Annotated in this window: 10 protein-coding genes; 4 read left to right on the top strand and 6 right to left on the bottom strand. The window is 43.8% G+C overall.

The features are described 5' to 3' along the window. Positions 1 to 113 precede the first annotated feature (113 nt). From P3339_RS11840 to P3339_RS11830, 3 genes are all read left to right on the top strand, one after another. A complete protein-coding gene (locus tag P3339_RS11840; RefSeq protein WP_282950579.1) occupies positions 114 to 944 on the top strand; it encodes a TauD/TfdA dioxygenase family protein in 831 nt (276 codons plus the stop codon). A 318-nt stretch (positions 945 to 1,262) separates the two neighbouring features. Then, a complete protein-coding gene (pcp, locus tag P3339_RS11835; protein WP_020415443.1) occupies positions 1,263 to 1,931 on the top strand; it encodes a pyroglutamyl-peptidase I in 669 nt (222 codons plus the stop codon). Positions 1,932 to 1,964: 33 nt separating this feature from the next. Further along, positions 1,965 to 2,876 (top strand): SMP-30/gluconolactonase/LRE family protein, encoded by a 912-nt coding sequence (locus tag P3339_RS11830; RefSeq protein ID WP_020415444.1) that lies wholly within the window; start codon positions 1,965 to 1,967, stop codon positions 2,874 to 2,876. A 94-nt stretch (positions 2,877 to 2,970) separates the two neighbouring features. Here P3339_RS11830 and P3339_RS11825 read toward each other — a convergent pair whose 3' ends face one another. The 4 genes from P3339_RS11825 to P3339_RS11810 form a co-directional block, all read right to left on the bottom strand. Next, entirely contained in the window at positions 2,971 to 5,850 is a 2,880-nt protein-coding gene (locus P3339_RS11825; RefSeq protein ID WP_282950578.1) for a fascin domain-containing protein, read from the bottom strand. A gap of 182 nt (positions 5,851 to 6,032) precedes the next feature. Further along, positions 6,033 to 6,419, bottom strand: a complete 387-nt coding sequence (locus P3339_RS11820) for a hypothetical protein (RefSeq protein WP_282950577.1) — start codon at positions 6,417 to 6,419, stop codon at positions 6,033 to 6,035. Positions 6,420 to 7,152: 733 nt separating this feature from the next. Then, entirely contained in the window at positions 7,153 to 7,452 is a 300-nt protein-coding gene (locus tag P3339_RS11815; RefSeq protein ID WP_282950576.1) for a single-stranded DNA-binding protein, read from the bottom strand. 732 nt (positions 7,453 to 8,184) lie between these two features. Then, complete coding sequence (locus tag P3339_RS11810) at positions 8,185 to 8,769, bottom strand: DUF6940 family protein (protein WP_020415448.1); 585 nt, start codon at positions 8,767 to 8,769, stop codon at positions 8,185 to 8,187. A 622-nt stretch (positions 8,770 to 9,391) separates the two neighbouring features. Here P3339_RS11810 and P3339_RS11805 point away from each other — a divergent pair. Then, positions 9,392 to 10,012: a hypothetical protein gene (locus tag P3339_RS11805; RefSeq protein ID WP_020415449.1), complete on the top strand. Its 621-nt coding sequence runs from the start codon at positions 9,392 to 9,394 to the stop codon at positions 10,010 to 10,012. Positions 10,013 to 10,405: 393 nt separating this feature from the next. Here P3339_RS11805 and P3339_RS11800 read toward each other — a convergent pair whose 3' ends face one another. Together P3339_RS11800 and P3339_RS11795 are read right to left on the bottom strand one after the other, a co-directional pair. Beyond that, on the bottom strand, positions 10,406 to 11,659 hold the full coding sequence (locus P3339_RS11800) for a tyrosine-type recombinase/integrase (RefSeq protein WP_282950575.1): 1,254 nt from the start codon (positions 11,657 to 11,659) through the stop codon (positions 10,406 to 10,408). A gap of 110 nt (positions 11,660 to 11,769) precedes the next feature. Further along, positions 11,770 to 12,042 carry a class I SAM-dependent methyltransferase gene (locus tag P3339_RS11795; RefSeq protein WP_282950574.1) on the bottom strand — a complete coding sequence of 91 codons (273 nt, stop codon included), beginning with the start codon at positions 12,040 to 12,042 and terminating at the stop codon, positions 11,770 to 11,772. Positions 12,043 to 12,055 lie beyond the last annotated feature (13 nt).

The following is a 12,055-nucleotide window of genomic DNA, read 5'->3' as shown; positions in this document are numbered from 1 at the left end:
CTGTAGATGAATTGATATTATTTTAAGGAACGCCTGAAGTTCATTATATCGGGTTGATCATCTTGCTGAATAATTTATTATGCGGGTGACATCTAAAAAAAGCGATTCCTATCATGAACATCTCCCAGTATTCAAAAGGCTGTGGTGCACTCGTGGAAGGCGTACAGCTGGCCAATTTATCCGATGCCGAGCTTGGTGATCTACGCCGGGCCTTCGCCGACCATGGTGTGTTGTTTTTTCGTAACCAGTCCCTTTCCCCCGATGATCATCTAACCTTCGCCCACCGCTGGGGTGAAATTGTTATTAATAAGTTTTTCACACACACACAGGAATACCCTGGCATTGCTGAAGTACGTAAGGAAAAAGATCAGGAGACTAATATTGGCGGCGGTTGGCACACAGACCACTCTTATGATCAAAAACCCGCCTTAGGTTCCATCCTTGTAGCCAGGGAGCTACCCAAAACCGGCGGCGATACTCACTTCGCTAATCTGCAAAAAGCTTATGAAAGTTTGTCCGACGGTCTTAAGAAGACGCTGGAAACACTAAGAGCCGTGCATTCTAATGTGCATGTTTATGGTGAAGACGGTTACTACCAGTCGACAGACCTTGCTTCGCAACTTGGCGGCGTTGATGATGTGGGCGAGGCAATACATCCGGTAGTGATACAACACCCTGATACTGGGCGCAAGATTCTCTACGTCAATCCAGGGTTCACCCTTTGCTTTGAGGGGTGGACCCCGGAGGAGAGCAGGCCACTCCTTAACTACCTGTTCGCCCATGTGCTTACCAATGGATTTACCTGTCGGTTTAATTGGGAGCCTGGGTCGGTTGCATTCTGGGATAACCGCTCTACCTGGCATTCCGCGGAAAATGATTATCCAGGCCAGTTCCGCCTGATGCACCGTATCACACTTGCTGGTGGCGCATTACAGGGGGTGTGATATGAGGGTGGGTGTTAAATACACCCACCCTCAGCGAGGGCGCGTGTCGCCAGGCATTGGACGACATGCCCAGGTATAAGCCTACAGATAGGGCTTTAGTTAATGGAGCCCCAGTTCACGTCTATCTGAAAACGCTTCTGCTGTCTTTCTACAGATCTATGGTTCAAAACAGCATCTTAATTGGCATATTGTGCCAATCAAACACATCAGCAAAGTCTTTCTTTTAAGTCTGAGGCCTTAAAAGTTTCTATTCTTGAGAAATAGAATCAGACAACACATTTCTGAAGGCCAATTTCAAACTGCTCAAAGAGTATTGTCATGAAAAAGGTTTTAGTGACCGGCTTTGAACCATTCGGGCATACGCCAATAAATCCTGCAGAGTCGGTAATGCGTGTTTTGGATGGTACCCGTATTGGGAATTCAGATGTATTTGGAATCCTGGTTCCTAGTAGCTTCTTTGAGTGTATTGACGTAGTAACTAGCGCTATAGATGAGCTCCGTCCACAAATAGTGATAATGATGGGTGAATATGGTGGGCGATCGATGGTTACTGTAGAGCGAATTGCTCAAAATTTTAACGATTCTACTCGATATAACCTGAAGGACAATCGTGGCGTAGAGATGCAGGGCGCACCTACGGTTGCCAATGGACCGGTAGCCTATCGTAGTAATCTTCCTCTTAGAGCTATGGTAAGGGCAATGCGTGAAGCTGGAGTGCCTACAGATATTTCGGATAATGCCGCCACTTTTTGCTGTAATCACTTGATGTATGGCGTTTTGCACTTTATTGCCAGCAATCAGCTGGATATACGCGCAGGGTGGATTCACCTTCCGCAATTACCTCAAGTAGCAGCTTTGCCCGAAAACCTTGGTACACCCAGCATGTCCAGAGAGACCTCAGCACTTGGTGTCCATGCTGGAATAGAGGCCGCATTGCTACATACTGAGGATATTGATGTTCCTATTCCATCCAAATTTCAAGTCTAAGATTTACTGAAACTATTAAGAAGGGTTCTGACAATGGAGATTGAATGCCTTTGGGAGTGTAACGATGGATTGGGAGAAACACCCATCTGGCATGCAGAAGATACTTCTATCTACTGGGCGGATCATGTCGGCCCTTCGGTTGATTTAGCTGGGCCTCGGCGGCCATCGATTCGGCGGCTAAACATCTCTACTGGTGAAAGAAAGACCTGGGAAATGCCGGAGCAGGTAGGGTCCTTTGGTTTCCGTAAGGGAAGAGGGTTAGTTGGTGCTGCCAATACTGGGTTTTGCACCATTGACCTCGAAACAGGAGAGTTTGAGACAGTTGTTGATCCGGAACCGAATTTACCCCAAAACCGGTTAAATGATGGAAAAATTGACCGAAGAGGGCGTTTTTGGTGCGGTAGTATGGATACGCAATTGAAAGGTAAAGTCTCTCATTTATATTGTCTTGAGCCTGATTTTAGCGTGCGCAAGGTTGCTAAGGACTTTTCCTTTGTATGTTCCAATGGGATTGCCTTCGATCCGGAGGACACTCGTATGTACTTCGGCGATACCATTGGTGGTATGGTCTATGTATTTGACTTGGATATGGATGAGGGCCATATCAGTAATCGAAGGCCATTCTTTTCAGTTGAAGATCGCAAGCCCGCGATTGTAGATGGCGCAACAGTCGATGCTGAAGGGTACTATTGGTTTGCTTTGAATCTTGGCGGTAAGATTTTAAGGATTGACCCTAAGGGCCGCCTTGACCGTGAGATTGACCTACCGATCCGGAGTCCCACCTGTGTCACATTCGGTGGCGACAATTATGAAACGCTCTACGTTACTTCACAGCAATCATTTGTAACTCCTGAGGAGCTGGCCCGCCACCCGCAGCCAGGTAGTATTTTTGCTATTCATGGCCTTGGTGTTCAGGGGCTCCCGGAGCCAAAATTTGGAGCTTGAAAAGCCCACCAAATAATTTTCTAGATGCATAATCCCCCAAGATTAGGGCACCCAAACCCAGTAAGAATGGGTGTGGGTGCCCGCTTGGTGCTTGTTAGTTACCGTTTAGGTCGTAAACAACAAATTTCTCCCAGGAACCTAATGCTTTGCGATTCGCATTAGCCCGGCCATCTGATTCCGCAACGATATAGTTACCATGTTCCGGGTTGTATAAGGAAATTACGTCACCATTTTGTAAACAGCCCGAATTGTCTGAGTGATTGATCAACTTAAATGTTTCCCAGCTGTACCGAGCGGTTCTATCGACATCTAAAGCACCACTTTGTTGGGCACTGTAATAATAACCATCGGTGCTTTGCAGCCACACTTCATCCCCGTCAATCAGACAACCCTGTTGCAGGCTATTTCCTGTAAGGACAATAGTCTCATGGCTACCAATTACTGAGGCATTGGCGTTGGCTGTTTTTCCATTACCTCCATTACCTGCCGCGCCAAGATACTTCCCATGGGCTCCTTTAAGTGCCACTTTTAAGGATTTAACTGGGGGCTTTCCGACAGCCATATAACCTACAACTGCCTTTATAGTTTCCTCTTTATTACTGTTTGCCTCCTGTACCATCAGGCTCATTTCAAATGTGCCAGTTTTCTTATTTCTGACACGTGTGCTTAGTGTTTCATCCCTGTCACTACCTTGTACTTGGCTGATCAGTAAGTAATCCTGTAAGTCGACCCCGACAGTTTCAAAGTCCGGGGAGCCACTCAAATTATCTTCCAGTGCAACAGCGCCAATATGAAGCTTCAATCCATTGGCAATTGAGTAACTACCAGCCTCCATCACCACATAATGCACCACTTCCGATGTATGGATGCCGTCGTTCCAGGCAAACTCTGCAACACGCACATCGAAGCTGGTTGAAGTGATATTGCGAATCTCAGTTGTTATCGGGTCAGTGCCGGCAATACCAATGACTGAAGCAAACACCACAGGGTTTTCATAACTGAAGTCCAACTCTATAGTGGTCCATTCGTGATTTATTCCGTTAGCCTTATCAGCCTCACCACCAACAAAGCGCCGGTTAGTAAAACGCACTACATCGACCTTTTCACCTTCATGGATCAATTCCATATCTTGTGACTGGTCTTCTACGTTAATCAGATAGCATTCACCGTTATCGGCCTCTGCCATACGTAATATTGTTGGATCAAAACCGTTAAAGCTTACATTTTGATGTAAAAGCACATCGTTTGAACTCTCGCAATTACCATGACCCGTATTAGTTTCTGTGTCTGTTACATTATTGACCTGGAATCCACTCACCGAAGCCATTTCGATAGTAGATGTGTTATTAGCACTGGCCAGTTCCCACATTTCTCTATCAGTCAAATCATCTACGTTTGCTTCCCAGCCAAAACTTAAGGTCTTTCCATCGACCTCTAAAGTTGTCTCCCATACATGGCGGGTCTCTGCCCAGCTCCAGTACCATTTGCTTTTGATCTTGGCTTGCGAAACAGTGAAAATGAAATTACTAAAGCTTTCGTGAGTCTGGGTATTACCAACAACTGTTGCCCAGACTTGTTCATCAGCACTACAGCTGTAAATTTCTACAACCTCCTCATTACGAATAAAGGTTTTGGTATCCAGGCAGTGACGATAAACAGCCACATAACCATCACCCTCACGTGCAAACAGCCAGTTCTGGAAACTGGTTGTTTCATCGAATTGCTCCGTTGGCCAATGCAAATTTACTGGTGCAGTTAGAAAGTCATCTACAGGTAAAAAGTCCGTTGCTCTGTTAACACCATCCATAAAGCGCAGCTCCATCGCAGGTTTATACAAAACCAGGGCTACATTCTCATTTTGCTTTATATAGGGTAAGTGCGTGTTCATTTGCTCCTGGCCACCAGCCTTCCAGCCTCCGTATTCCGCACCTGACCGAGTGTAAACCGGTATAGTACCGGTTGTTGCTATCCAGGGCAGCTGCTGCCAACCTGCATTCCCCGCATGGAAATCCTGGTATGAGGATAATTGCACATTGCCATGGCGATACAGATCCATGGTTTTTTCTGAAATAATTGAGCTTGTGGTGAAAGGTGCACTGGTTTCAGTAAGAAGAACACCTGACATATCGACTACGTCATCTGCCAGGTTAGACTCCACAATCAAATCTTCCAAAAAGAAGTTCAGACCGGCAAGTGGATTCAGGTAATATTCCAGCATCTCATCAATGAGTTCTGGATGGGCATAGGCGCCGGCAGATTGAGAGAAAATCAACTTATCTTGGAGGTCCAACCCAGCCCATACGGTATCAACTTCAGAGATAGGATGGCCTGAAGAATAGCTTATGTTAATCTCACCATTCAGTTTTTCAAGGCGATTATAGGCAACACTGCTTACATCAAGTGTAGTCATGGCAAAAATATCCATATGGGTACTACCCGTAAAATCTTGTGGACCTTTGCCAGTAATCAAAGCGGTATATCGTGCGAACTTATTATTCAAGAAGTTAAGATCTTGGTGAACACCCTCATAGGTCCTTGAATCGACGGCTATAGCAGCACCAAGGTCGTTGGTGACCATAGCGATATCATTAAGAAAAATAAGGGCAACCTGTCCAGCCAGGGTTTTAATCTCTGTATCCTGGGCATAGTCGTATAAATTTAACAATGCTGTCAGGGAAAATGGGCTATAGACATTTGAAGTGGACTCATATATTCCAAACTGCTTTTTAACCTCCAGATAACGTACGAGACGCTCCCTTAGTTTTTCGGGTCCACCACCTATATCCCAACCTTCCATTTCAGATAGTAACCAGCTGGAAGATAGCCACATAAGTACGTGATTTTCAGAAGTGTAAACTCGCTTTCCTTCAGTATCTTCGTCCTGCCAATAAGGGAGTTTGATAATTTCACTCAGGATAATATCATCGTACTCATCACTCTCCGCCAATAGCCTAATATATTCTATCAGGCGCATATCAGGGTTTTTGTAAGCGTGCTTTCCTGGTGTAAAAAGATCGGTCAGCCCCCGAGCCAGAGCCTCTTTATCCAGTGGTAAATCAAAATAAGCCCTGAGTACATAATGATCGTTATTAGGTTCGGCTTTGGCTGAATCAAGAACGCGTTCGATATAAGCTACCTGCCGATCACGGAAGGCATTTAAATATGCAGGATGCGAGGAAGTATCATAGTCTGTAAGGCTCCACTGCCGCGCACCGTCCTCGGAATTCTGCCCCCCGTGGTGAACCAGTCCGATATATCGAGATTCAGGCCGAAGTAATTTAATGCCGTGACTGTACCATCGGCAACGCCGTAGAAGAAATTAAGTGAACCTTCAACCACGGTCGTTAGTCCATCGTATATCCACTCACCGGTATCTACAAAGAAACCAATTGCTGCCGTTACACCATCCTCTACCGTTGTAACTATATCCTCAATAACCTCTTCAACTCTCACTTCAACAGTGTCCCAAGTATCAACAACCCAGGTTGTAAATTTGTCCCACAATCCTGCATGGGCGTATGCTGGTAAGATTAGAACAAACATAAGTGCGATACATACACCTATTTTTTTGAGCTTCATGATCAAGTCCTATATTATTTTTTTGACCAAATAGAAGTAACTCTTTGGAGGAAGAACATATTTCGTTAAAAATTAATCATATAATTTAGGGGGTCCTATAAGTTTCATGTGATGCCGCATATTAAATTATTATTGGCTAAAAGAAATAATGGATGCTGGCTGTTCGAACTTCAAAATTCGTTCAGCAATGTAAGACCTTGTTGTTGATCGGGTCAAACAGAGATGGCGTATAGTGAGAAACTGATCTCACGAAGCTCTTAAAAGTTGTTTCTACAGTCTCATGAAATATAGCGTTAACTATTTCGTAATATTTGTGGGCTTCTGTGTTGAGAAAATGACTTCGAGGGGCTCGTGCAAATGGTTTATCTAATTTAACCTAATTAGTAGAGGCATGACTGTCGCAACTAAGATGTGGGGTGCCAAGGGGCTAGTACCTAAATTGGTCTTACTCAAGTACAGTAGATGTACTCAGTAGTATAAGCATGCGAAGTAACCACTGCCCATAAGTTTTTCTCATATTCCGATTTTGGTGCTTTAATGAAGGGGCGAAATTTATAGTGACTTATAATAAAACCTGGATGTACAGTAGAGTAGGGTGGTCATTTTATTGAAACTACTTTTCATACTGATGCCGGAATTACTCAAGGGAATGATATCTGCATGCTCTATCAAGAAGGTTATAAGGGGTTAAATTTAACTAACAGTTCTCAATTTTCCAATCATCAATAATTTGCACATCCTTAATTACAATTTCCGCAGTAGTACGATCGTTGCCTTGCTGATCTTTTCTCATTCGATGCTGCAGCTTTCCTTCTAGATCAATCAGCGAGCCTTTGCGCCCATAATTAAGCAGATATTCAGCCTTGTTTCCATACGCAATACAGCGATGTGTTTCTGTCTTTTCTTGTGCTTTTCCGGATTGGCGGTCAGACCAAGTTTCACTGGTAGTGACATTGAATGCTATTGCAGTTTTTTTAGGCGATACTCTCAAAGTCAATTGTTACCCTGCCCATTAAGAATATTCTATTTTTTGAGCGGCGATGTGCCATAATTTAAGTCCGTGCCAGAATTTTAATTAATAGCTTAAGGTGCAAATAGTAGGAGGTGTATAGCTATTCTGGTGTCGGGTTGTCACTTTTATTAGGCTTTTGTTGCCTGCTGGATTTGCGGTCTTCATTGGAGTTCTTTTCAGTGGGGAAGTTTTTATTTTTTGAGGGGATATTATTTTTCTCTAAGTTCTTTTTGGGTATATTTTTGTGGTATGACTTTATTATTATCATTTTTGCTCCTGGTAAGAGAGTATGTTGAGTTTTGTGAATAATATAGTGACTTGTTTATTTTCCGGCCTTGTCTGCTGTTGCTTCCTGTTTTTGTTCAAATCAATATTGTTTTCTCAAGGGGATAGCGCAAAAGATAATTATTTTATATTTACGATTGATGCTGATTGCTGGATCACAGCTTCTTGCATATCTGACGTTATTTTCTTTACGTTGGCAGATTAGAGAATTGAGCAAACTGAGTATTTGCTCTATGCAAAGAATGTATGTAACAGAAACGCAGAAGTTTACTGCAGCGATGAAACCGGCATTCGCAGTAATTGCTAACTAAGCGTCGCTATACGCCAAAAGCGAAAACGCGAATTATGAAGTTAAGTGCTAAGCGCACTCAATCTAATAATGTTCAACCTGTGGCGTTTCAAGGATATGCGTCAGGTTTAGGCTAAACTAATCTATTTATTGGGCGGCTTTCTGAACTCTGTATAATGATAATATTTTGGCCTACTATCGAAACGAATGTGTAACCATGCAACACCTCCGCCCGCTGTGCTTAACCAAACAGGATTATTTGAAGCTAGCTTTAGACCTAAGCCACCAACTGTACTCCAAAGTTCATGCTGCTGCCTACTGGGTGCTGTATTGGTAAAGGAGGCTAAGTGACAATAATTTACAGCGGTTTCTTGATTTGAAGGCACTACAATAGTGGCATCTTTGCCAAGATTTTGAAACCAAACAACGGACTTTGATGTATCACGAATATATGCCTCGAAAGGGCTTGAGTTGGGTGTTTGATCTAAAGATGGCGCATCTAAAACGACAAACTCAAATATTCCTTGCAGTGATTTCTTGGTAAATCCTGGTGTCTCCCATCTATACGCCTGATATGGAATCGCCTGAAGCGAAGAGATTAAAAAGTTCCTAAATTTCGCGTTATCCCGAAGGTACTTCAGCGCCTCATAAAATGTAACAGCCTCTCGATTATTATTAATAGTAAAGTGATACCCATTACTTACCTTAGATTTACTTAGATTCCACATATTACTTACCACTGACCTTGCTCACAAAAAGTAAACAAAAATTTACTTGCATTTTGCATTGTTCCAGCAATTATCTTTCTTAATCATGAAAAGCCGAATGACCTAACTTGACAGCAGGTGTTGATCTCTTAGCGACACTATACATTGCGATAACTAATATATTTACAATTACTTTTTCTTTTGCACGAATTTAGCTCTATATCTGTTTTTGTTTTTTATGGTAACTGTCGTATAAGTTTGAGACAAATTTTCTCAACAGCATGGCAGAAGTGCGAATTCTGCTTCAGGGCTATCTCACACATGTTAGTAATAGCTAAACGCCCTAGAGCGTCATCAACAGAATAGACAGAGTAAATTATAGACAATGAGGACGTTTCTAGTATCAAAGGTTTGTGATATGTGACTTCCATCAAAGCAAAAAGTTACAATCGCATTGACTTTTTTTTCATGGCGGTACGATCGCCTCATTGCAATGGATTTGAATAAAAATGGATTGCAATTGAATAATAACGGTACTTACAAAATGGAGTACCACAAGGATTGTCTTACAAGGTTGTGTGTGATAGCAGTTTTGGGCTGCTATTAGTTGACTACTGCTTTGTATCTTAGGAGTTTTCGCCTTATGGCAAGAGGCTATTTGAGAAGTTACCCGTTCTCAGTTAGGTTAAGCCCGTCTGCACTCAGTAATTTAGCGATTGTACAGTTGAATTACGCATATACGGGTGTGATGGAAATCACAACTGGAATCATTGATTTATGTGGCGCAGCCGGGACTAACCCGCACTACAACACGAGAACACCTATAAAGCATGATATTTTTCCTCAATTCGTCGGCACTCATAATGTCGCTCCAATTGTACATGGAGGAAGAGGTAGCGGTAATACGAGCCATCAACAGTTAGCTCGTGTCATTATGGCTCAAAACAATCGCTTAGCATCGTCGGAAGATGATTTTTGTGGTTTCACTATTAGGTTCAACGGTAAGCCAAACGCGGATTTTTCAGGGACATCTCGATCCTTGAATATGGGCATCGGATTTTCCAATGGAGAGCTCGAACTCTGCTTGAGAAATGCCATTATGCAAAAAGTTGCTTCCGTAATCCGTTTATACGGGTGGACCAATTTGACTTACGCTCCACCTCGAGCTGACCCTAATGCGGCCAATGCTGCACGAGGCCGCGGGATTCATGCCGCTGGACTGCTTGCCAGTATTCAGCAACTCAACCGCACGCCAGCTATTTAACGTGCTCCATTTTGGAAAAAGAGTACGGTTAATATACTGATCACTTAATTAGTGATAATGCAGGTGTAGAAATTTTCTGACAAAACCCTGTTATTAGTAGAGGGTGGTTGGAGCGCCGAACAAGGAATGTTTGGCGATATACCGTCTGTAGATGGCAGGAGCTTGTATTAGTAGCTAATAGCTGAAAAGGCGTGAATTCGATACTATCATCTAAAGCTAAACTAATTACTACTGATTGGCTTGATAGCTTCTGCCGAATAAATCACATTGCTTGACCTTGGACTGACAGAACACCTTCTGAAAACTACCAAATGTCAGATCAACTTTGGATTACGACAACTTAGGCTGTCATTTAAAATGGAAGCTTGTCGGTAGAGTAGGGCGGCGGTATTACTACCGCACTTCCTTTACTCGTTTAGTTCGTCCACTCTCGTGCCGCTCACGCATATCTGAATCAATATACCGATCAGTGGTGGCCATACTGGCGTGGCCAGCGTCATCACGGACATGCTCACGGGGCCGGTATTTTACATCCTCTGAGATGCCGGTATGCCTTAACCAGTGCACTGTTGCCGCTTTTAAGTCCTCAGCGTCCTCTCCCAAACCTTCTTCAACCATCCTCTGGTAGGCAGCATCAAAACAGCTCTGTACGATGATCCGTACTTGTCGGGTGCTGGTAACAGGTCCCTTGCCGCGGGACTTTTGTAACAAGGGTGTTTGCTCGTTGATACTCGGAAAAGCAGGCAGTTGTAAGTGGATTCTATAGCGTTTCAGTGCATTCAACATTTGATCGCAAACAGTGATTGCTCGCCCTTTGTTACCTTTACCTGTGACATGGAACCACCAGTTTCCGTCGCGATCTTTCTTGAAATCGCCCATAACAGGTGCAGACCTTTCATCGGCAACCAATTCCGAGATTCGCAGGTACATGGCGAATAGGGCGTTCATAATAAACAATGTACGTTCATGGTCACCAGGTGACATTTCAGCCATGACTTCGGCCGTTTCCAGTACATAATCCCATTGCAGATTACTGATACGTCGTACGACTTGGTTTTGCTGTTGGCGCCGCACAAACTTACTTTTCTGTCGGATAAGAGCTACGGGGTTGGCTGGGACCAAGCCTTCCTGATAAAGGAAATCAAACAAGGATGATAATGCGGTAAAAATACACTTGATGGCAGCCTGGGACGGACGAAAGTCTTTGGGTGAAGGCGTTTTGCCAGCTCGAAACTCAACCTTGGAAACATTGACCACAAATGGTCGCCAGTCTGCATTCACAAAGCGCTGACCATTTCTGGTTTTAAACCTGGCTACATTCTTAGTACCGATCCAAGCAATCGGCGGTTCAATGCAAAACTGTACAAAATCCTCAATGTGTTCACGCTTCAGCGTCATAATCGAAATTTCCTCTACGCGCCACGCCCATTGCAGCAATCGTTCGATCTCTCGGCGGTAACTGTTAAATGTTGCTTGGCTGCCGTTATAGCTGTAGAGAAACTTCAGCGCGAATTCCAGATCAGTGTCAGCGCCGGGAATCTGCTTGTTAATATACTGGCTCGATGAAAAGCTCGTGTAGCGAAATGGATTCTCAAGATTGCTGAGGTTGTCGATGATTGGCGCAGGCGGCTGGTTGGTGGCAGACATAGAAGTTTTAAATTGTTGTTGGAATGCGGCCAATTATACGTGGAAAACACTCCAATATAAATATTCCGATATTCACAAATATCGGAATTAACACAACCCATTGATCTCCCTCATGTTTTCAATTTTTTCTTGGCAGCTAATTCCGATAACCAAGTCTGACCCTGTTTTCCGAACGATTGATCGCGGTGTTCGTACCGAACCGTGATCTGGTCAAGCTCTCCGATGATTTCCTGTAGTGCTCCCATGATGCTCTCTGTCTGTTTTAAGTCCCTGGTTGTTAGGTTAACCAGGTCGGTGTTAATGCTCGCGAGGAAGTCCCGAAGTGGCTGAACCTCGTTAGCAAAAATGGTTAAGTGCAGATCGAACGGCGCTGGGTTATCCACTAAGATTCCAGCT

It is taken from the genome of Microbulbifer sp. MLAF003 (genome assembly GCF_030012965.1).
GTDB lineage: Bacteria > Pseudomonadota > Gammaproteobacteria > Pseudomonadales > Cellvibrionaceae > Microbulbifer > Microbulbifer variabilis.
Note: the sequence above shows the minus strand (reverse complement) of the source record. Positions and strands in the feature narration are given on the sequence as shown.

Bases quoted from the DNA above. Each gene is read 5' to 3' on its own strand.
- P3339_RS11825 (WP_282950578.1), bottom strand. From the start codon at position 5,850: ATGCGCCTGATAGAATATATTAGGCTATTGGCGGAGAGTGATGAGTAC.
- pcp (WP_020415443.1), top strand. From the start codon at position 1,263: ATGAAAAAGGTTTTAGTGACCGGCTTTGAACCATTCGGGCATACGCCA.
- P3339_RS11805 (WP_020415449.1), top strand. From the start codon at position 9,392: ATGGCAAGAGGCTATTTGAGAAGTTACCCGTTCTCAGTTAGGTTAAGC.
- P3339_RS11840 (WP_282950579.1), top strand. From the start codon at position 114: ATGAACATCTCCCAGTATTCAAAAGGCTGTGGTGCACTCGTGGAAGGC.
- P3339_RS11800 (WP_282950575.1), bottom strand. From the start codon at position 11,659: ATGTCTGCCACCAACCAGCCGCCTGCGCCAATCATCGACAACCTCAGC.
- P3339_RS11820 (WP_282950577.1), bottom strand. From the start codon at position 6,419: ATGTTTGTTCTAATCTTACCAGCATACGCCCATGCAGGATTGTGGGAC.
- P3339_RS11810 (WP_020415448.1), bottom strand. From the start codon at position 8,769: ATGTGGAATCTAAGTAAATCTAAGGTAAGTAATGGGTATCACTTTACT.
- P3339_RS11830 (WP_020415444.1), top strand. From the start codon at position 1,965: ATGGAGATTGAATGCCTTTGGGAGTGTAACGATGGATTGGGAGAAACA.